Source organism: Paenarthrobacter sp. 4246, assembly GCF_040546855.1.
Taxonomy (GTDB): Bacteria; Actinomycetota; Actinomycetes; order Actinomycetales; family Micrococcaceae; genus Arthrobacter.
Genome location: NZ_JBEPOP010000007.1, coordinates 242,093 through 262,955 on the forward strand (window position 1 = coordinate 242,093; position 20,863 = coordinate 262,955).

General features: G+C 63.4%; 19 protein-coding genes. 13 read left to right on the forward strand and 6 right to left on the reverse strand.

What is annotated here, in order from left to right:
• Position 1 precedes the first annotated feature (1 nt).
• Positions 2–1,867, reverse strand: coding sequence for a molecular chaperone DnaK (gene dnaK / locus ABIE35_RS15295; RefSeq protein ID WP_354516188.1), 1,866 nt, complete (start codon positions 1,865–1,867; stop codon positions 2–4).
• A gap of 252 nt (positions 1,868–2,119) precedes the next feature.
• On the opposite strand from dnaK, the gene ABIE35_RS15300 reads away from it, so the two are divergent.
• Positions 2,120–2,677 carry a hypothetical protein gene (locus tag ABIE35_RS15300; protein WP_354516190.1) on the forward strand — a complete coding sequence of 186 codons (558 nt, stop codon included), beginning with the start codon at positions 2,120–2,122 and terminating at the stop codon, positions 2,675–2,677.
• Here the strand turns inward: ABIE35_RS15300 and ABIE35_RS15305 are convergent.
• From ABIE35_RS15305 to ABIE35_RS15315, 3 genes are read right to left on the reverse strand one after another with little or no spacing between them, the layout of a single operon-like run.
• A complete protein-coding gene (locus ABIE35_RS15305; RefSeq protein WP_354516192.1) occupies positions 2,652–3,548 on the reverse strand; it encodes a DUF817 domain-containing protein in 897 nt (298 codons plus the stop codon). The genes ABIE35_RS15300 and ABIE35_RS15305 overlap by 26 nt on opposite strands.
• Positions 3,541–4,332, reverse strand: a complete 792-nt coding sequence (locus ABIE35_RS15310; RefSeq protein ID WP_354516194.1) for an oxygenase MpaB family protein — start codon at positions 4,330–4,332, stop codon at positions 3,541–3,543. The genes ABIE35_RS15305 and ABIE35_RS15310 overlap by 8 nt, the downstream gene beginning before the upstream one ends.
• A gap of 17 nt (positions 4,333–4,349) precedes the next feature.
• Positions 4,350–5,093, reverse strand: coding sequence for a TetR/AcrR family transcriptional regulator (locus ABIE35_RS15315; protein ID WP_354516196.1), 744 nt, complete (start codon positions 5,091–5,093; stop codon positions 4,350–4,352).
• Positions 5,094–5,237: 144 nt separating this feature from the next.
• Between ABIE35_RS15315 and ABIE35_RS15320 the strand changes: the two genes are divergently transcribed.
• Positions 5,238–6,170, forward strand: coding sequence for an NAD-dependent epimerase/dehydratase family protein (locus tag ABIE35_RS15320; protein ID WP_354516198.1), 933 nt, complete (start codon positions 5,238–5,240; stop codon positions 6,168–6,170).
• A gap of 24 nt (positions 6,171–6,194) precedes the next feature.
• Here the strand turns inward: ABIE35_RS15320 and ABIE35_RS15325 are convergent, their stop codons facing one another.
• Positions 6,195–7,046 carry a phytanoyl-CoA dioxygenase family protein gene (locus tag ABIE35_RS15325; protein ID WP_354516200.1) on the reverse strand — a complete coding sequence of 284 codons (852 nt, stop codon included), beginning with the start codon at positions 7,044–7,046 and terminating at the stop codon, positions 6,195–6,197.
• 111 nt (positions 7,047–7,157) lie between these two features.
• Here ABIE35_RS15325 and ABIE35_RS15330 point away from each other — a divergent pair, with 111 nt between their 5' ends.
• Together ABIE35_RS15330 and ABIE35_RS15335 are read left to right on the forward strand one after the other, a co-directional pair.
• Positions 7,158–8,003 carry a helix-turn-helix transcriptional regulator gene (locus tag ABIE35_RS15330; RefSeq protein ID WP_354516202.1) on the forward strand — a complete coding sequence of 282 codons (846 nt, stop codon included), beginning with the start codon at positions 7,158–7,160 and terminating at the stop codon, positions 8,001–8,003.
• 158 nt (positions 8,004–8,161) lie between these two features.
• Positions 8,162–10,177, forward strand: a complete 2,016-nt coding sequence (locus tag ABIE35_RS15335) for a hypothetical protein (RefSeq protein ID WP_354516204.1) — start codon at positions 8,162–8,164, stop codon at positions 10,175–10,177.
• Positions 10,178–10,232: 55 nt separating this feature from the next.
• Here ABIE35_RS15335 and ABIE35_RS15340 read toward each other — a convergent pair whose 3' ends face one another.
• Positions 10,233–11,369, reverse strand: a complete 1,137-nt coding sequence (locus ABIE35_RS15340; protein WP_354516206.1) for an ROK family protein — start codon at positions 11,367–11,369, stop codon at positions 10,233–10,235.
• Positions 11,370–11,502: 133 nt separating this feature from the next.
• Between ABIE35_RS15340 and ABIE35_RS15345 the strand changes: the two genes are divergently transcribed.
• The 9 genes from ABIE35_RS15345 to ABIE35_RS15385 all read left to right on the forward strand — a co-directional run bounded on the left by ABIE35_RS15345 (position 11,503) and on the right by ABIE35_RS15385 (position 20,703).
• The gene (locus ABIE35_RS15345; RefSeq protein ID WP_354516207.1) at positions 11,503–12,549 is read left to right on the forward strand and encodes a hydroxyacid dehydrogenase; all 1,047 of its coding nucleotides are present in this window, start codon (positions 11,503–11,505) and stop codon (positions 12,547–12,549) included.
• Between the two features lies 1 nt (position 12,550).
• Entirely contained in the window at positions 12,551–13,897 is a 1,347-nt protein-coding gene (locus ABIE35_RS15350) for a sulfatase family protein (RefSeq protein WP_354516209.1), read from the forward strand.
• Positions 13,898–13,902: 5 nt separating this feature from the next.
• Positions 13,903–15,189: an extracellular solute-binding protein gene (locus ABIE35_RS15355; protein ID WP_354516211.1), complete on the forward strand. Its 1,287-nt coding sequence runs from the start codon at positions 13,903–13,905 to the stop codon at positions 15,187–15,189.
• Positions 15,190–15,218: 29 nt separating this feature from the next.
• Positions 15,219–16,175: a carbohydrate ABC transporter permease gene (locus ABIE35_RS15360; protein WP_354516213.1), complete on the forward strand. Its 957-nt coding sequence runs from the start codon at positions 15,219–15,221 to the stop codon at positions 16,173–16,175.
• Positions 16,172–17,026, forward strand: coding sequence for a carbohydrate ABC transporter permease (locus ABIE35_RS15365; RefSeq protein WP_354516214.1), 855 nt, complete (start codon positions 16,172–16,174; stop codon positions 17,024–17,026). The genes ABIE35_RS15360 and ABIE35_RS15365 overlap by 4 nt, the downstream gene beginning before the upstream one ends.
• A complete protein-coding gene (locus ABIE35_RS15370; protein ID WP_354516216.1) occupies positions 17,023–17,937 on the forward strand; it encodes a Gfo/Idh/MocA family protein in 915 nt (304 codons plus the stop codon). The genes ABIE35_RS15365 and ABIE35_RS15370 overlap by 4 nt, the downstream gene beginning before the upstream one ends.
• A gap of 79 nt (positions 17,938–18,016) precedes the next feature.
• A complete protein-coding gene (locus ABIE35_RS15375; protein WP_354516218.1) occupies positions 18,017–18,985 on the forward strand; it encodes an ROK family protein in 969 nt (322 codons plus the stop codon).
• Positions 18,986–19,021: 36 nt separating this feature from the next.
• Complete coding sequence (locus tag ABIE35_RS15380) at positions 19,022–19,813, forward strand: glucosamine-6-phosphate deaminase (protein ID WP_354516219.1); 792 nt, start codon at positions 19,022–19,024, stop codon at positions 19,811–19,813.
• Positions 19,814–19,854: 41 nt separating this feature from the next.
• A complete protein-coding gene (locus ABIE35_RS15385; RefSeq protein WP_354516221.1) occupies positions 19,855–20,703 on the forward strand; it encodes a CPBP family intramembrane glutamic endopeptidase in 849 nt (282 codons plus the stop codon).
• Positions 20,704–20,863: the final 160 nt, after the last annotated feature.

Sequence of the window (20,863 nt, forward strand, 5' to 3'; positions counted from 1 at the left end):
GCTACTTCTTCGCTTCGTCTTCGTCGATGATTTCGGCGTCGACGATGTCTTCGTCGTCAGCAGCCTTTTCACCGGCGGGAGCGCCTTCGGCACCGGCACCCGGAGCATCAGCTGCGGCGGCCTGCGAGTAGATAGCTTCGCCGAGCTTGGTCTGGGAGGCCTGGAGCTTCTCGAACGCAGTCTTTACGGCTGCGTCGTCAGTGCCTTCCAGCGCGGACTTGAGGGCGTCGACGTCGGCCTTGACCTCGGTCTTGACTTCCTCAGGCAGCTTGTCGTCGTTGTCGGCGATCAGCTTGTCCACCGAGTAGGCGAGCTGCTCTGCGGAGTTACGGGTGTCCGTAGCTTCGCGGCGGGCCTTGTCCTCAGCGGCGTGCTCTTCGGCTTCACGGACCATGCGGTCAATGTCGTCCTTGGACAGTGCCGTGCCACCGGTGATGGTCATGGACTGTTCCTTGCCGGTGCCCTTGTCCTTGGCGGACACGTGGACGATGCCGTTGGCGTCGATGTCGAAGGTGACCTCAACCTGCGGGACGCCACGCGGTGCCGGAGCGATGCCCGTCAGTTCGAACGTACCCAGCGGCTTGTTGTCGCGGGTGAATTCACGCTCGCCCTGGAAAACCTGGATGGCCACGGACGGCTGGTTGTCGTCAGCGGTAGTGAAGGTCTCCGAACGCTTGGTGGGGATAGCGGTGTTGCGCTCGATCAGGTGCGTCATGACGCCACCCTTGGTTTCGATACCGAGGGACAGCGGGGTGACGTCGATGAGGAGGACGTCCTTGCGCTCACCCTTCAGGACACCGGCCTGCAGAGCGGCACCAACGGCCACAACTTCGTCCGGGTTGACGCCCTTGTTGGGCTCCTTACCGCCGGCGAGTTCCTTGACGAGCTCGGAAACAGCAGGCATACGGGTGGAGCCACCGACGAGCACGATGTGGTCGATGTCGGAAACCTTGATGCCGGCTTCTGCGATGACGTCCTGGAACGGCTTCTTGGTGCGGTCCAGCAGGTCCTTGGTGAGGTCCTGGAACTTGGCGCGAGTCAGCTGCTCGTCCAGGTGGACCGGGCCGTCGGGGGTGACGGACAGGTACTGGAGGGAGATGTTGGTGCTGGTGGAGGAGGACAGTTCCTTCTTGGCCTGCTCTGCAGCTTCACGGAGACGCTGGAGGGCGATCTTGTCCTTGGAGAGGTCGATGCCCTTGACCTTGAGCTGGCTCAGGAGCCACTCGACAACGCGGTTGTCCCAGTCGTCGCCACCGAGGCGGTTGTCACCGGCGGTTGCGCGGACCTGGATGGTGGAGAAGTTGTCTTCGTCCTTGCCAACCTCGAGGAGGGAGACGTCGAAGGTTCCGCCACCGAGGTCGAAGACCAGGATGAGTTCGTCTTCCTTGCCCTTGTCCAGGCCGTAGGCCAGTGCAGCCGCGGTGGGCTCGTTGACAATGCGGAGGACGTTGAGGCCTGCGATTTCGCCGGCTTCCTTGGTGGACTGGCGCTCGGCGTCGTTGAAGTAGGCCGGAACGGTGATCACGGCGTCGGTGACCTTTTCGCCCAAGTAGCTCTCGGCGTCGTTCTTGAGCTTCATGAGGATACGCGCGGAGATTTCCTGCGGCGTGTACTTCTTGTCATCGATGGCGACGTTCCAGTCGGTGCCCATGTGGCGCTTAACCGAAGCGATGGTGCGGTCGATGTTGTTGACGGCCTGGCGCTTGGCGATTTCGCCGACCAGGACTTCGCCGGACTTGGAGAACGCAACGACGGACGGCGTGGTGCGGCCGCCTTCTGCGTTGGCGATAACGGTGGGCTCGCCACCTTCGAGAACAGAGACCACGGAGTTGGTGGTTCCGAGGTCGATACCTACTGCACGTGACATATCTTGTTTCCTTTCAATGGCCGATGTTGGAGATTGCACCTGGCAGCGGTCCGCTGGGCGGTTTACGTGCCGGAAGCCTGCTCAACAATCGGCTAGTTGAGCGTTCTGCACTCAACTGTACTCAGGCTCAGAATTAAGTCAATCCAAAGTTGAGTCAGGTTGGCTCAAGTCTGGTTTTTGGCATCAGGAATTCCTTGAATTCACGGGCAATAGGGGCTGGTTTCGCCGACGGTGAACTGCCAGACTGACGCGATGGAGTTCTCGGGATATCTGCCGCCGGACGAGTTCTGGGCGATGAATGACACCATGGACCAGGAGGTCAGAGACGGCGTCGGCATTCTCCCGCTGTTCCACTTCGCGGACTGGAACGGACCGGTGATGCTGGGGTCATGGCAGTTGGACGGGAGCGAGGGCGGGGTCATTCACGGCAGTGCCTTTTCGCAGACAGGCCCGCTGATTGACGTGGTCACCACAACCCAGGATCCCCGAGAGGTGGTCAGAAACCGGTGGCGTGCTTCAGCCGGAATACCGCACAATCCGGAGGAGCTTCAACGGCGGAACGACGCTTTCCATGCGCTCAACAGTGAGCACCTCACCATCACGGTTGAGGGCGCCACTACTCCTTTCACGCTATGGCCCGGAACCAACTCGTGGCTGGCGGCCGGCCACGCGGGCGGGTTCGGCATCGTGATCGACGCCCAACGCACCCCTCTCCCACCACAACCCGTCAACCTCACCCGGGTGTCCGACGTCGAGCCCTTACTTCAGGGGCGTCGCGCTGCCCTCAAGGCGATACGCGGCGAATCTTAGGGTCCGGTGCAGCGTCAGCGGGAGCGTCAAGCGGTTCGGGCTTGTACACCCACGCCACCAGCACCACGGAAATGATCATGAGCAGGAACCACGCCAGAAGCTTGTCGACGGAGACCGCCTGCCAGCCCTCCAGTTGGTTCGGGTAGAGCCACGCACGCGACCATGTGCCAATGTTCTCGGCGAACCAAATGAACAATGCCACCAGCAGGAAAGACACCAGAATGGGCATACGGAAGCGACGGCGGAACACCCTGAAGTGCATCACGCACCGCCCATAGACAAGCACGACGGCGGCCAGCAGCACCCAGCGCGCGTCGAAGATGTAGTGGTGCGAGAAGAAGTTCACGTAGATCGCACCAGCAACAAGTGCCGTGATCCACCGGCGCGGGTATCGATCGAAGCGGAGATCGAACAACCGGAACACCCGCACCATATAGGACCCCACGGCGGCATACATGAAGCCGCTGAACAGTGGAACGGCCCCGATCCGGAGGAAGCCCTCGGCCTCGTACGCCCAGGATCCGACGTCCGTCTTGAACAGCTCCATCACCGTGCCCACCACATGGAACAGCAGGATCACCCGCAGTTCCCGCAGGGTTTCCAGCTTGAAGGCGATCATCAGGGCTTGAATGACGACGGCGGCAAGGGTCAGGAAATCATTCCGGGCAAGGGCGGCGTTATCCGGATACCAGAGGCGGGCCCCTATGATCACGGCGAGCAACGCAGCTCCGAACACGCACGCCCAGGCTTGCTTCAGCCCAAAGACCACGAACTCAGTGAGCCGGGCTTGCAGGCGGCCTCCCCGGAACCGGCCCAAGTAGCGGTGGGCAAGGGCGTCGATGGACTCTTCCACCGAGGTGGAGTTACGCATGCGGGCCCTCGGCTTCCACAACAAGCCGGCCCAGATAGTAGTCGCGGGGCCAGTGCCGGATACGCTGCGGCAGCCTCGGATAAACACGGCCCATCAGCCGCATGGTCCGCTCGAACCGGCGGGCGTGGCCAGCACTCCACTCAAAACCGAAGCCTTCACGCAGGTGGTCCGGCAGCAGGCCGGCGGTCAGGAAGCGTGCCAGCGGCATCGCCAGCCGCAGGAACCGGGGCCCACCCGTCGGATAGAGCAAATCCCTGGCTACCCCCAGCGCTTTATCGTCAGGCTGGAGCCCGCGCACATGACTGTCCCAGTAAGCAGCGAACGCAGCACGGTCGGCCGGCCACCGGCCTGCTGGAAGCTGCAGGGCTGTCCCGATCCGCGCGTACTCGCGGTAAATGCGGTCGGCGGTATCGTCGTCGAGCTTTCCGTGGATCTGCTCGTAAACGGTGACGGCGGTGTCGTAGAGGGTGGCCACCACCCACAGCTGCGACTCGGCGTCGAAAGCGTTGTAGCCCTTGGTGGCGCCATCCGGTTCCCGGCGAACCGGCGCGTGGGCGCGGTTGACGGCGCGACGAACGGCTTTGAGCTGCTCCTCGGACCCGTAGACCACCGCGTAGACGTACGTCATGGTGGCGCGCAGCCGATCCATGGGACGCTCAGCGAAATTGCTGTGCTCAGCTACGCCGTGCCCTACTTTGGGATCGGCGATTTGCAGGAGAATGGCGCGCCCGGCACCGGCGAGCAGGGCACCCTCTGCACCGATGTCTGCCAGCCCTCGAACCATCTGAATACTGTAGCGCCCTAGCCTTGGAGCCCCACCACACCCTGAAGGACGCTCAGCTGATGGTCGAACAGTTCATCGCGGGCGGCGAAGGTATCGCGTCCGTACTGCCCAAAGACCTCAAAACTAATGGCCCCAAACACGGACGTCCACACCAGGACGCCCCGCGCCAAAGTGGCGTCGGGCGCGGCGAGATTCATCTCGCCGCGAATCGCTGCCAGGTCAGCGGCCAACCCTCCGGGAACCTCGACGGCGGGACTCACCGCGGCGTTGAGCGCGCCCGCCCGGTAGGCGGCATCGAAGATTCCGACGAGGCGGACGATGACCCGGGTTCCGGGGACGGTAGTGCGCTCACCCGGTGCTTGATACCCCGGGACGGGACTGCCGAAAAGGAGGGAGTAGCTGGCCGGTTCGCGGATGGCCCACGTACGCACCGCCTGGGCCAGTGCCCGGAACTGCGCTACGAAGTCGTCGTCCGCCTCGGCATTCACTGCTTCATCGACGTCGTCGCCAAGCTGGTTGTAGGCGTCGATCAGCAGGAGCGTGAGGAGTTCATCGCGGTTCTCTACGTAGCGGTACACGGCAGAGGACACGACGCCAAGATCCCTTGCCACGGCGCGGAGGGACAAGGCGGCCGCGCCGTGGACAGCAAGGTGCTCGCGACCGAGCCGAATGATGTCGGCGATGGTCTGCGTTCGAGCACGTTCGCGGGGCGTGAGGGGCTTGCCCTTACCTGTGGCGACAGCGGGTTCGGCAGAAGTCATGATCACAGCTTGCCACAACCGTGAGCACTGTCAACAAATGAGAGCAGCGCTCTTGACATCGAAGCAGGGAGGGCTCATCCTGATTGAGAGAGCACTGCTCTCGCTTTACGAGCTTTGCTGAATCAGACCCGGAAGAAGGAACCCATGTACGTCGTCACAGGAGCAGGACCCGTTGGCTACACCGTCGCGGAGCAACTGGCAGGGCAAGGGCATCAGGTACGCATTCTGACGCGCTCGGGCAGCGGTCCGGAGCATCCCCTTGTTGAGCGCGTCCGGGCGGACGTCTCGGATCCTGCCCAGCTGAACCAAGCAGTAGAGGGTGCAAGCGCAGTCTTCCATTGCATCCACGGATCCGCCTACCGGGCGTCAGCGTGGGCCGCCGAACTCCCCCACGCCGAGCAGGTGGTGATGGACGCAGCGGCGGCCGCGGGCGCCGTCGTCGTCTTCCCGGAGAGTCTCTACTCGTACAGCGAACCTGACCGGATCATGACGGAATCAAGCCCGCGGGAAGCAGCAGGCGGCAAACGCGGCATTCGGACTGCGTTATTGAAGGCGCGGCAGGCGCACGCGGCCGCCACGGTCAGCGTGGTTGCCGGCGACTTCTTCGGGCCACGCGTGAAGACAGCTCATGCCGGCGAGCGCATGGTCACGCCGATCCTGGCGGGCAAGGCGGTGCAGTTCATCGGAGCTACGGGCCAGCCCCACTCCTTCACGTACGTCCCGGACCTCGCAGCGGCAATGATTGCAGCTGCACAGAAGCCCGAGCTCTGGAACAGCGTGCTGCATGCCCCCACCGGCCCGGCCGTGACCCAACGGGAAATGGCTACGGCGCACGCTCACGCCGCTGGCGTGGCTGCACCCAAGGTGGGTGCCGTGCCAGGTTGGGTACTGCGGGCTGCGGGCATCTTCTCCACGGACATGCGCGAGCTGGCGGAACTCCTATACCAGTTCGAGCGACCGTTCGTGATGGACTCCTCCCAGAGCCAGAAGCTACTGGGACTTGAGCCGACTCCCTTGGCGGACGCAGCAGCGGCCACCGTGGAGTGGTGGAAGGGTGCTGTTCCGCACGCCAAGTAGCAGCAGTCCAGGAGCCGCGGCGGGCTAGAGGCCGTCGTCGTAATTCCAGTGCTCCTGCCAGCGCCAATCGATAGGTTCGCTCAGCCGCTGGTAGCGGATGTCGGTGGACAGGCGCATGGTGCCGTGGCGGTCCGAGTTGTCCAAAGCGGCATGAACAATGTGTGCTGAGTGGACCACGACGTCCCCCACCTGGTAGTCGGTGACGAGCCACCTGGCATCGCGCTCGTTCGCCAGCCCCGGAAGATCGGCGGTGATTGAGGCAGCGGGCATCTTCAGGGTCCCCTCACGTTCCTGGGCCATCACCCAATGGTGGCTGCCCTCGAGGTAGGCCAGGCCACCCCGCTCCCGAGGGCAATCACCCAAAGGTATCCACATAGAGAGCACGCGATCGCTGCCCTCGCGCAGATAAACAAGATCGTAGTGGGCCTGGGTGGCAGTGCCGATGCCGCTTTCGCCCGGTTTGGTGTGGCGGATGATCTTCCGGCGGTGCAAATGGACATCATCCCCAAGGAACCAGGCGAACCAGTCGGCAATTCCTTCCGCAGTACACAGCGCCTGGTACTCCGATCCCGGAACAATGCGGTCGAAGAGGCCCCGGCGCAAGGCAGCACGGTCCACATCACCTGGCGCTGCAATGCCAGCGCGCGGATCCGTGCCGGCCGCGTACACATTGGCTTCGCCTAAGGACTCGAAGTAGAACTCCCGGAAGTCCAGCAGCTGGTCCGGATTCAGCTGCCCCTTCAAGTAGAGGTAGCCATGGCGGCGAAGCCGTGCCCACAGCGCTTCACGATCCCGGCGCTCAGAAGGGGGTACCGGTTTCAGCTCGGCGAGGCGGGTCTCCGATTCGTCCAGAACATAGCCATTCGAAGTCAACATGTTGTCCACTGTGGCAGTGGCAGGCGATTGAAGTGAATGGACTCCGGTTTGCTGATACTAGGACTTTTGTGTGGCTTGTCTCTTGAGTTGGACGGGGGAAGCATGAAGCCTATGGACAATTGGTCACGCTACCGGCATCCGGCTCTCCCCCTTCGTGACCTTGGCTTGGCATGCCTGGGTGCCGGCGAACAAAGCGGCCTGCTACCTTCCTTTGCCGGTCGGACCCTCAACAGCCACGGCATTGTCTTGGTATCCGAAGGTTCCGGCCATTTTTCCGTGGACGGAAGGAGTTTCGAGGTCCGCGCTCCCGCGATCATGTGGCTTTTCCCGGGCGTAAGCCATGGATACGGACCCGGGCCTGAGGGGTGGAAGGAACACTGGCTGTTGTTCACCGGACCAACGGCCAGGGCGTTTGAAGAGTTGGGGTGCTACGCCCGCGAGTACCCATTGCTGCAGCTTGATGGTTCGTCAGAGCGGGACCTGATGGAAGTACTTGGACTTTTTCCGGCCCTGTGCGCGGCTCTCTCGGTGGGCGGTCACCACTCAGACTTGGACGCTGCATTACTCTGCCAGCGGGTACTTGTCGAGGCCGGCAAGCAACGTAACCATGGCGCCAGCGGATCCCCCGGAGACGAGGAGAAACTGCTCACCAGGCTTCATGAGATGGCCCATCTGCCGCTCAGCTTGCCGCAACTGGCCGCTTCATTGAAAGTGACCGCCTCCGAACTCCGGCACGCAGTCCAGGCTGCCACGGGTGTAGGGCCGAAAGAGCTGGTGATCCAGATCCGGATGTCGCGTGCCCAATCACTCTTGGCAGACACTGACCTGCCGATCCAACGCGTCGCCACGCTCACCGGATACAACGATCCCGCATACTTCAGCCGGCTCTTCACCAAGAAGACGGGGTCTTCTCCGAGCCAATTCCGCAGGGAGCATCACCGGAACAGTCCGCACTGACCTCCACGCATCCAATGTCTGAAAATGTTCGAATCATGGATTTCCCAGCCCCTGGCTGAAACCCTGAGTGCAGTGCACAGGACGCATCCGGAACGTCCCCAACAACACCACACCCCAACGATCAATGCCCCACGGGATACTCAATGAGGAGATCTTCCATGTCCACATTCGCCATCAACCGTCGTCAGTTGTTGCAGACCGGGGGCATCGGCGGACTCGCCGTAGCACTGTCAGCAATGTCCTCCGGCGCAGCCCACGCTGCACCGCAAAAGCAGACCGCTGGTGGTCCGCAAATCACCGATCTGGGACCCGCCGTCGTGCAGTTTTCCCTCATGAGCTCGCTGCTGGTGGGCGACACTGTCTACATCGGTTCCCGCAACCTCAATCCTGTGCGGATCATTGGCTTCCACCTCCCCACCCGCACCATCACTTCAAGGACAGACCTCGGCTCCGGGTACAGCATCCAGGCATTGGCCGCTGACTCCACCGGCCGCTACCTTTATGCCGGCGTTCTGCGCGAGGGCATCGACGGGAAGCCAAACCTCTACCGTTGGGACCTCAGCACGCCCAATGCTCCGGCAGTGGGTGTCGGCGAAACAGGTGACCGGGACATCCGGGCTTTGGCTGTAGCCCCGGACGGCAAGGTCTACGTTGCCGGTGGCGGGTTGACCACCAACGCACCCTCCCTCTGGGAATTCGATCCCGCCACACAGGCCATGACCAGCTGGGGTGTCCCCGACCCTGGAGCGACCATTGCCCAGGCTGTGGCGGCCACTGCCAGCCACGTATATTTCGGCACGGGCAGCACACTGGGCGGCGGCAACGGCTCCAGCCCGGCCCGCCTCTTTGCGTTCGATCGGACAACGAAGACCTCCACGAACATCCTTCCGGCCGAGGTGGCCACCGGCGTCTCCGTCACCTCCCTCAGCGTGCTGAACGGCCAGCTGGGAGTAGGGGTCAAGGGACCAGGAAAGTCCGTGCTGATCAACCTGGCCAACCACGCCCAGTACACCATCATCGCCAAGACCGGCGTGATGTTCCGGCAGTTGGGCAACGACGTTTTCTTCGTCAAGGAGCCGGGCGTCTGGTCCTACAACATGGTCAGCAAAAAGATCACCCAGATCCTCACGGAGGATGTTGGCGCCATGTGGGGCCTGGATGTCTATGGCAACAAGGCGCTCACCGTCTCTTCCTACGACGTCATTGAAGTCGATCCTGTGGCGAAGTCCGCTGTCAAGCATGACCTCACACAGGCTGGAGCACCGGGCGGACCGCAATCGTGCATGGGCCTAGCCGCAGGCGCCGGGGACGTTTATGTGGGCGGCACAGGAACCATTGCCCGTCACCAACTTGCCACGGAACAGGTGTCCTACCTCCGGGCGACAGGCGAGGCCAAGGACGCCGTAGTGGTGGGCGGAATCCTGTTCACGGGCCAGTACAACTCCAGGGGCATCTACTCCTACGATCCCTCTACCGGGCAACTCCCCCATCAAGTGGCTGCCCTCCCTGCCGGGCAAAACCGCCCCCTGGATGTCTGCTGGGATGCCGTCAACGGGCTGGTCATTGCCGGCGCCCAGAACGATACCGGCGGAGGCGGCTGCTTCGCTGCCTACAACCCGGTGACAACGCAGGTCATCACCAAGGTCAATCCAATCGATGCCCTCCAGATGGTCCGGGCGGTGGCCACAAAGGACGGAGTGGCCTACCTCGGCGGGGACAATATCTACCCCACCGGTCCCCGATGCACCGTGGTGGCCTGGGACCCGGTGGCAAACCAGGAGCTGTGGCGCCTGGATCCCGGACAGCCGCAAGGCATCGCAGCAATGGCCATCCAAGGCAAGTTCCTCTACGGCATGTCCCGCAAGGCTGCGGGCCTGTTCATCATTGACCTCGACACCCGCCAAGTGGTTCACCGGGGCGACCTGAGCAGCGTCTGCACGGACTTTGGCGCCCTCCAGGTCAGCCGCGGGATTGTTTACGGCGTCTCCGACACCACGGTTTTCCGCATTGACCCGATCACGTTCGCGGCGTCCGTTGTTGTGGCTGACATCAATGGCGGCTGGTACAGCGGGCCCCACATCACAGCCGACGAGGACGGGCTGCTGTACACGCTCCGGGGACCCAACCTCGTGCGGATTGACGATCAACAGGCGATGCAAGCCATGCGGCGCTAAGCCCCATGCAAGTAGCAGCAGATGCCGTTATGAGCCCTCATAACGGCATCTGCTGCTACCCAGTTGGGCTGGAAGTGAACAGTCCCGCGAGCACCGAACAGGCAGCACCCCTGGCCAGCGCTACGGGATCCGCAATGGCGGTATCAAACATTGGAGGCGGAGTATTCGCGTGGTCGTATTGCCGCACGAACGCGTCCTTGGTCTGCTCGGCAAACGTGCCCAGAGCGGCTTCGGGAGCGAACCCGACCACCACCTGTCCAGGGCCCAGGACTTTGGCCATGTTCGCCATACCAATGCCCAAGTGCAGGGCTGCGTCGGCAATCAGTGCCGAATCTACGTTGGGGTCCAGCCGCCTGTCCTGGCCGCGTCGCTCCAGTTCACGCTGCAGGCCCCACAGGCTGCCGCGGGTTTCGAAACAGTCCTCCGCGCCGCAGTGGCAGGGCCTGGCCGGCTCGGGACCAGTGATCGCGCGCGAATGAGCGAAGCCCCCTGCAGAACCGTTGAAGCCGCGTTGGATACGGCCTTCAACCACGACGGCGGCCCCCAGGCTGGTGCCGACGCTGAAGATGAGCATCTCGCGGCCTGTAAAGACGTCGTCGAAAAGCAGCCCGCGCGTGTAGGCGTTGACGTAACTGTCGATGATGACGGGGTGGTCCGCAGCTTCTTCGAGGAGCTCTTGGAACGCTATATCCGCCCAACTCATGGCCCCGCTGTGCCGCACCAAGCCACCTGCCTGGTCCACCACGCCGGATACGGCCGCCCCCACACCGATGAGCCTGGGCTCCTTGGCGCCTGCAGCAGCGCGCACCGCCCGCGCCGCGGCTGCTGCGGCTTCGGCAGGTTTTGTGGATGCCAACGGCTCGCTGTGCGTGGCCACCACGCCACCGCGCAAATCGACGACCACGGCGTGCGCTTCGGTGGCGGACAACCTCACGCCCGCGGCGAAAACGCCCTCGCGGCCAAGTTCGAGCAGGCGGGCGGGCCTGCCGCCCGTGCTGGGCGCGATCTCGGTTTCCACCAGCAGGCCCGAGTTGATGAGCTTGCCCGTAATTCCAGTGACGCTGGCAGCACTCAAGCCGGTCTGAACAGTGATGGTGGCCCGGGAGACGGGCGATTGGGTCCGCACGACGTCGAGCACCAGTGCCTCGTTGATCTCACGGATCAACGCCTTGCTGCCTGCACGTGGCTTCATTGCTGGTGGCTCCTGTTGTTGCGCGGCAAAGGATCCCACCCATTCTGGCATCCGTAGCGCTGTTGCTTTCACACTCTCCATAATACTTACTTTAGTCATTGACAAAAGATATTGAAACTGGCAATCTCAACCCATGAACATCAACAACGGCGTTGCACCAACACCTTCGCCGCCCACCACCTCACGGCACAGGATTCTCCTGAGCATCCCGGACGTGGAACGGGCGGCCTTCATCTCCCCGGAAACCCACGCTGCACTGAACCAGCTGGGCGCGGTCACCGCCATCGCACCGGCCCAGCTCCAGTCATTTGGGGCTTTCGCCGCGGCTGCAGCAGAGACAGACATTTTCATCACAGCCTGGGGCTTCCCCCGCCTCGACGCCGAACACTTGGCAGCAGCGCCGAACCTCAAATGCGTTGTCCACGCTGCGTCATCGCTGCACGCACTTGTCAGCGACGCATTCTGGGCCGCTGGCATCCCCATTTCCCAAGCGGGCGCAGCCATGGCCCCGGCTGTCGCAGAGCTCTCCCTCACCTTCACGCTGAGCCTGCTGCGCCGCGTGCACATGCTCGATCACAGCCTTCGCGCAGGCACCAACTGGGAAGACGCCCGCGCCGTCCCGAGGGCCCGTGAAATCTCCGGCGCCCGCATCGGCGTAGTCGGCGCCTCACGAACAGGCCGCCGCTATATCGACGCCTGCCGGGCACTCGGCGCAGAGGTACGTGTCTATGATCCGTACCTCCTCAAGGGCGATCCCCTTGCGGCCAGCTCCGCCACCTTGCATGGGTTGATGGAAAGCAGCGATGTCGTCGCCATCCACGCCCCCGCCACCAGTGAAACCGTGGGGCTCATCGGTGTTGCCGAACTCGCCCTGCTTCCGGATGGGGCAGCGTTAGTGAATACGGCCCGCTCCACCATCGTGGACATGGAAGCCCTCTACAAAGAGGTGCACTCGGGCCGGATTGACGCTGCGTTGGATGTCTTCGACGCCGAGCCCCTTCCCGTGGATGCTCCTTGGCGCTCCCTGCCGAACGTGCTCCTCACGCCCCACCTCGGCGGAGCCACCGTTGACTCGCGGCGCCGGGCCGGCGGCATCGTCGTTGACGAACTAAGCCGCTTCATCAGCGGCCAGCCCATGAAACACGCCCTCACCCGGACCGACCTCGAACGGATGGGCTGACATGCGCAACATCCTCTTGATCCACTGCCATGACCTCGGCCGTTTTCTGGGCACGTACGGAGTGGAGACTGTCTCAACCCCGCACTTGGACTCCTTGGCCGATGAATCCGTGCTCTTCGAGCAGGCCTTCGCCACCGCTCCCCACTGCAGCCCGGCCCGGGCCTCCTTGTTCACCGGTACGTATCCCCAGACCAACGGTGTCCTCGGGCTGACGCACGAGCCGTTCGGCTGGGACCTCAAAGAGCCGAAAGACCACATCGCCTACAGGCTTAAGTCCGTCGGCTACCAAACCGAGCTTGTTGGCGTGCACCACGAATCGCGGGTTTTGGCGGACGACGTGGTGGCCGCCAGGCTCGGTTTCGATCACGCCCGTCCGGGAGGCACGCGGGACGTCGTCGTGGATCGCGCCGCTGACGCGCTGCGTCGAATGTCCGACAGCGACCGGCCCTTTTACCTGCAGGTCGGCTTCACCGAGCCGCACCGGGTGCCCTCCGCAAGGGACCGCCCGGGGGTGATGGGCTTCCTGGCCGATGGTGTGGAACCGGACGTCTCCTTGGGGCATACTGTTCCGGCCCACTTGGTGGACGACGACGGCGCCCGCGAGGAAATCGCCGAGCTCCAGGGCGCGATCAAACACATGGATGAAGGCGTCGGCAGCATTCTCGCGGAACTCGATTCGCTGGGCCTCCGGGACCAGACACTGGTGCTGTTCACCACCGACCATGGGCTGGCGCTGCCCCGCGCCAAATGCACCCTGTACGACGCCGGACTAGGCGTTGCGCTGATGCTCCGCCACCCCGGTAATCCGGCCTGGTCCGGGCGACGAGTGGCGGAAATCGTCAGTCACGTGGACGTCCTGCCCACCTTGCTGGACCTGGCAGGACTTCCGACCCCAAACGGCCTCGCCGGCACAACCCTGCGACCCGCCGTCGAAGCAGGCGAGGCCACGCGAAGCCACTGTTTCAGCCAGCTGAGCTACCACACGTACTACGACCCCAAACGCTCAGTGCGGACACCTACACACAAGCTGATCGTCAACTTTTCCAACGCACCACGCGCCATGGATCCCACACAATCCTGGATCCACCGCAGCCTGCCGGCGGACCTTGGTGGGCCCACCATCGGCACCAGCCCGGCGACGGAACTCTACGACCTCACCACAGACCCTGAGGAACTGGACAACATCGCCGGCCATCCGGAGCAGTCGGAAATCCTCAGGGATCTCTCCGCTGCCCTCTTCGACTGGATGCGGGAATGCGGCGATCCCCTCCTCACCGCCCCCGTAGCAGCCAGCCGCCACCAGTTCGCGCTCAGCGCGATCCAAGAAGCCACCCCCACCCGAAAGTAGCCACCATGTTCATTCGAAAGATGCACCGCACCGCATTGGCCACAGCCGCCGTCGTTACCGCCGCTTTGACCCTCACCGCCTGCGGTTCCGCCGGTTCTACTACGTCCGACGGCGGCCAGGCCACTGGCAAGGTGACGCTATGGATGTACCCCGTCATCAAGGACGAGACGGCGAGCAAGAAGTTCTGGCAGGACACCGAGGCCAGCTTCGAGAAGTCCAACCCCGGCATCGATCTGACCATCGAACTCCAGACGTTCGACAAGCGGGACGCCCAGATCTCGGCGGCGCTGGCCGCAGGCTCGGGACCCGACGTCGTGCTCATTACGCCCGACCAGGCAGCCACCTACCGCAACGTGCGGGGGCTGCTGCCGGTGGACAAGGCCGTGGAGCAGGACAAGGACAGCTTCTATCCCGCGACTTTGGAAGCGGCGACGTTCGACAAAGAGGTGTTCGGCGTTCCGCTGTTCCAGAACATCAACACCACGGCGTACAACACCAAGATCTTCGCGGACGCAGGAGTACCGCTGCCCAAGACTTGGGACGATCTCCGCAGCGCCGCGCCGATATTGGCGGAGAAGGGCATCGCCGTGATGGATTACGCAGGCAGCCCTGAACAGACGTTGAACCTGTCCTTCTATCCGCTGTTGTGGCAGGCAGGCGGAACCGTCTTCTCCGATGATGCCAAGGACATCGCCTTCGACTCAGAGGCCGGCGTCTCCGCATTGCAGTTGCTGATCGACTTGAAGAAGCTCGGCGGGCTTCCCGCCGATGCCGCCACCGACGGCCCCAAGGTTGAAGGTGCTCCGATCGCCACCGGCAAGGCCGCGATGCGGGCCACCACGTCGCTGCCGGAATTGAAGCAAATGCGTGCCGCGCTCGGGGCCGAAAACGTTGCCTTGGGTGCTCCGTTGCAGGGCAAGGTCCAGGCGACGTACGGCAACCCTGGATTGCTGGCGCTGACTTCAATCAACAAAAAGGAAAACCGCGAAGCTGCCTACAAGGTGATGAGTTACCTGAGCTCGGCTGAGTCCCAAAAGGCCCTCAACACCGCTGCCGGCAACCTGCCCACACGTACGGATGCCGCCGCCCTGGGCACGGACGCTGACTCCCTCGCCATGGCCGAGGCCCTGAAGTCCGCCAACCCCGGCGAACCCTCCCCGGTTGCCCGCCAGGTCATGGGTGCCCTCGCACCGAACATCCAAGCTGCCCTCCGCGGCGATGTCAGCGCCAAGGAAGCCCTTGACCGTGCTGCCAAAGAAGCCCGCGGCATCCTGCAGCGCTCGGCATCCTGAGTCCGGCCCAACCACCGATTGGTCACCCCATGTCTGTAAACACCCGCACCAGAACCACGCTGGCCGGCCGACATCCAGAGCTGACGGCGCCACCGCTCAAGCCTTTTGGGGCCAAGAAGGCCCTTAGCCGCGAGGCACTTGCCGGCATCCTCTTCGTCCTGCCCACCCTGGTCATTTTCGGTCTCTTCAAGTTCCTGCCCATCTTCGGGGCCGGCGCCATGAGCCTTACCGAGTACAGCCTCAACGGCGACTTCGAATTCCTGGGCGCAGACAACTACACCCGCTTGGCTGCTGATCCCAACTTCTGGCAAAGCCTCAAGGTGACGTTCCTGTACGTGGCGATCTTTGTGCCGTTCATCATCGCCGTGTCGCTGGCCGGCGCTGTCCTCCTGGACAAACTGGTCCGGTTCACCGGGACTTTCCGGGCCCTGCTGTTCATCCCGTACCTCAGCTCTTTCGTCATGGCCGGCATCATCTGGACCTGGATCTTCTCCACGGATGGACCGCTGAATGCCGCTCTGGTCGGTCTGGGCATGGGCCCCGTCCCCTTCACGTCCGGACCCCAACTGCTGGTCCTGCTCTCGCTGGCCGTGGTGTCCGTATGGAAAGGCTTCGGCTATTCCATGTTGATCTTCCTGGCCGGGCTCAAAGCACAACCAGCCGAAGTCCACGAGGCTGCGCGTATTGACGGTGCCGGCGCCTGGAAATCGTTCTGGTACGTCACGTTGCCCCTGCTGAAGCCCGTGGTGTTCTTTGTCCTGGTCATCGAGACGATCGTCGGATTCCAGGTCTTCGACACCATATACGTCATGACTGGAGGCGGACCCGCCCGGGCCAGCCACAGCCTCATCTACTTCCTGTTCGATGAAGGATTCAAGTTCTTCGACTTCGGCTATGCCTCGGCCATCGGCGTCGTGCTGTTCGTCATTGTGCTCATCCTGTCGCTCATCCAGCAGCGCTTCTTCGAAGGTAAGGACTCCAAGTGACTGCCACCATCTCCATTCCCTCAGCCGGCCCGCGCCGCACAACAGAGAAGCGCCGCCAGCGGACGCTGACCTGGGTGCTTGCGGTGATCTCGCTCTTCACCGTTGCGCCCTTGATTGCCGTGGCAATCCTGGCCCTCTCCCCGGAGGATGCCCCCACGCTCCCCTACGCGTTGCCGTCGTCTCTGACGTTGGACAACATCATCCGTATCTTCAACGTGGGCGAATTCCCTCTCTGGCTCTGGAACTCGTTTCTGTACTCGGCTGTGTCCGTGGTGGTTGTCCTGCTGACGGCTTCGATGGCCGCCTATGCCTTGGCCCGCAAGCGGTTCCCCGGCCGTAACGCGTTGCTCTGGGCCATCATTGCCACCATGATGGTGCCCGTCCAGGCCACCCTGATCCCCACCTTCATCCTGATCTCCAAGATGGGCGGCGTGAACACCCTGTGGGGCCTGATCCTGCCCACGCTGGCCAACGCCCAGGCGATTTTCCTCATCCGCCAGTTCGTCCGGGACATGCCGGAGGAACTGTTCGACGCCGCCCGCATCGACGGTGCCGGCGAATGGCGGACCTTCTGGCAGATCGTGCTCCCCCTGATCCGTCCCGTCCTGGCAACCCTGGCCATTTTCGTCTTCCTCTGGCACTGGAACGATCTTCTATGGCCGTTGGTGGTGGGCCAATCGGATGCTGCCCGCACGCTGACCGTGGGCCTGGCCACGCTGAACACGGAAACCGCGTCCACCTCCAACGTCATGGCGGCAACGCTGGTCAGCTTCATCCCGTGCCTGGTGATCTTCGCCCTGCTGCAGAAGCACATCGTCGCCAGCATCACGCACAGCGGGGTCAAAGGATGAGAACGCCCATCCGTTTCGGGCTCATCGGCGTCGACTCCCCGCATGCTCCGTCCTTTACGCGCCTCTTCGGGAACGGCATCGACGGCGTGGTCCCCGGCGGCACGGTGACCCATGCGTGGAGGGGGGAAACGGCGTCGGACTTTCCGCTGGGCCGCGACCGCATCAACAGCTTCACAGACGAAGTCAGCGAACTTGGCGTCACCCTGTGCGACTCGCCGGAAGAGGTGGCCGAGGCCTGCGATGCCCTGCTGATCGTGGCCTCGGATGCACGCACCCACCCCGTGTACTTCAAGCGCGTTGCCCGGTTCGGCAAACCGATCTATGTGGACACGCGGTTCGCTCCCACTCTGGCTGAGGCCCGGACCATGCTCGCCCAGGCGCAGGCCTCCGGGACTTTGGTCCTGGCCGGTTCCCCCAAGCGGTTCACCCCGGAATTCCAGGCGGCCTTGGCCGGAGGCCCTTATCACTCTGTTTCCTTGGACGGCCCCCTCCCCACCCAGCCCGGCCACCCGGGCCTGGCCTGGTACGGCGTACATCTGGTGGACTTAGCAGTGGCTGCGCTCGGTGCCTGCCCGGAGACTGTAACCGTCGACGCCGGGAGGCCGGGTCCTGCGGACGGCGCCACCACGGTGACGGTGCGCTGGGGAGACGGCCGCGAGGTCGCAATGACGGGCGGAGCGGACTGGAGCCCGTTCACCAAGGGGCGCATCGAATCCGAGGTCGGCTGTTGCGAGTTCTCGATCGAAGCCGGCCCGCCCATGCTGGTGGGCCTCTTGAAGGGGATTGTGAACTCCATCCGCAGCGGGACACCGAACGTACCGCTGCCGGAAATCCTCAGCATCGTCGCGATCGTGGAAGCCGCCAACAAAAGCCTGGAAGCCGGCCGCCCCGTCCCCCTCTCACCCAACTAAGTAGCAGCAGATGCCCTTTTGAGCACCCAAAACGGCATCTGCTGCGAACTACTTGGGTGCCAACTCCGAAAGATCACTGATGACCCTGAGTTCCACCCCCGCTTTGCGCGCCCCGCACGCGACTGTCCCCTCAGCTGCCCGAACGGTGAGGATCGGCGTCGACATCGGCGGCACCAAGATCGAAGCGGTCGCCATCGATCAGGACTGCACCGTCCTGCACACCGTCCGCCGTTCCACCGGGTTCGGGAATGAAGCGCTGCTCAGCTCGCTCTTCGGCGTCCTCGACGTACTGCGCGGCGCAGAAACCCTGGCGGACTGCACCGTGTCCGGGCTGGGCATCGGAATTCCCGGAACAGTTAATACGGAGACGGGGTACGTCGCCAATGCCGTGAACGTTGGCGTTGCCGGTTTGGACCTCGGCAGTCTGGTGGAGGCTGAGCATGGACTGCCGGTAACGATGGAGAACGACGTCAACGCCGCCGCCATCGGAGCCCACTACTTACTGGCCGATAGCGACGCGTCCGGTTCCAGCGCCTACCTCAATCTGGGCACCGGGCTGGCGGCAGGCTACGTCAGCAATGGCGTTGTGGTCCGTGGCACGTCCGGAGCTGCTGGCGAAATCGGCCACCTCCCCCTTGGGATGCGGGGCGAGGAATGCCCCTGCGGCCAAAAGGGCTGCCTGGAGCTCATCGCTTCGGGGTCGGGCATAGCCCGTCAGTGGAAAGGCCCGGGCCAGTGGCCGGCGGTCTCACTTTTTGACGCGGCGCTCGACGGCGACCCGGTCGCCAAAGTTGTTCAGCAGCGGTTCTTCGAAGGTGCTGCCACAGCCATTCGAATCCTGGGGCTGACCTACGACCCCGCTTCCATCTACATCGGCGGCGGCCTGAACGCCCTGGGCGCACCACTTCTCCGCGGTATCCAGCTGGAACTCGCCCGGTTCTGCGCTCCCTCCCCATTCCTTTCCGGCTTGGCGCTTGGGGACCGTGTCCGGTTGGTTCCGCCGGGGCTCTCCATTGGCTCTGTCGGTGCGGCGATCGTTGCCGACTAACTACGCATTTTCACCAGTTACTCAAAGGAAAACCCTATGGCAGAAGTCATCATTGTCCGCGACCCCATCGAGGCTGGAAGAATCGCTGCATCCATCTTTGCCAAGCAGATCATCGCAAACCCCGCCACCGTGCTGGGCCTGGCCACTGGTTCCACGCCGCTGACCACCTACTCTGCACTGGCTGCCATAGTCGCGGAGGGGGCCATCGACGTCTCCGGAGTACGTGGCTTCGCCTTGGACGAGTACCTCGGCGTCCCGCCGGAGCACCCTGAGAGCTACCGCTCAGTGATCACCCGCGAAGTAGTGGAGCCATTGGGCCTTAGTCCGGACCGCGTGTGGACGCCGCGAGGCACGGGCCCTGGTATCACCCAGGCCGGTGTGGAGTATGAAGCCCTCATCGCCGAGGCAGGTGGAGTGGACATCCAGATCCTGGGCATCGGGTCCAACGGGCATGTGGGATTCAACGAGCCCGGGTCCTCCTTGGCGTCTTCAACCCGCATCAAGGCGCTGGCCGAACAAACGCGGAAGGACAACGCCAGGTTCTTCAGCTCTCCGGAAGAGGTCCCCACCCAGTGCATCACCCAAGGCTTGGGAACCATCCTCCGGGCCAGGCAGTTGGTCCTTCTGGCCTTCGGAGCAAACAAGGCGGACGCCATTGCAGCAGCGTTGGAAGGGCCAGTCTCCTCAGCCGTGCCGGGCTCGGTCATTCAACAGCATCCGCGGGCCACGGTGATCATCGACGAGGACGCCGCCATAAGGCTGGCTCATGCAGAGTATTACCGGCATGCGTGGCAGTCGGCGCAGGACCTCTGTGAAGTAGATTTTTGAGCGGGACTATCTTTTGTCCCACACACTAAAGGGGGCACTACATGGACCAGGCCGTACATCCGTCACGTTGGAAAGCATTCTGGAACAAGGGTGGCTGGTGGCGGGCCATCCTGCTGGCAGTGCTCTATATGGCGATCTACCTTGGCGCTGGCCTGCTGATCGGGCCCCTTGCTGGAGACCAAGTAGTAGCCGAGGACATCTTCCGGACACCCCAGAGCGTCTTCATCGGCCTCACGCTTTCGCTCATTGTTGGCTGCGTGGCCCTGGCTGCGTTCGTGTACTCCGTAGGCTGGTTCAAGCCGCTCTTCGCACCGCAGCCGGTCAAAGGGAGTTGGTGGATGTGGGCGGCGCCTTTCTTCCTGGTGGCCGCCATTGTGTTGCGCTTTCTGGGCATCAATTACAGCAGCTACCAGGCATCCGTCGTTGTCATTACGCTGCTCACCGGCTTGCTGATCGGCTTTGCCGAGGAAATCCTGACGCGCGGCATCGTGGTGAAGATGCTCCGGGATTCGGGGAAGTCCGAGTGGGTGGTTATGGTGCTGTCCTCCCTGGTCTTTGCACTGCTGCACTCTGCAAACGCCCTGTCAGGCATGCCGATCGTCACCGTGTTGGTGACCGTGGTGTTTACGTTTGGCTTCGGTATCTGCATGTATCTGACTCTGCGGGTCACCGGCAATTTGATCTGGCCCATCATCCTGCACGCCTTGTACGACCCCACGCTCTTCCTGTCCACGGGCGGAATTGACCAAGCCGCTGCGGGTCCCCAGAGCCCATTGCTGTTGCTGGCTGGACCGGCCAACATGGTTTACATCCTGATCGCCGTCATCGCCCTCATCATGGTGCGGGGGCACGCCCACCGCGCCCCGCTCGCGGAGCCGGCGGCACTTTAGAGCACGCAATACAGAAGCGGGGGGGGGGGGGGGGGGGGGGGGGGGGGGGGCCCGGGGGGGGGGGGGGGGGGGGGGGGGGGGGGTTTTGGGGGGGGGGGGCACAAGGAAAAAAGGGGGGGGCCCGCTTGTGTTGGGTTGGCGGGGGGGGGGGGGGGAGAAA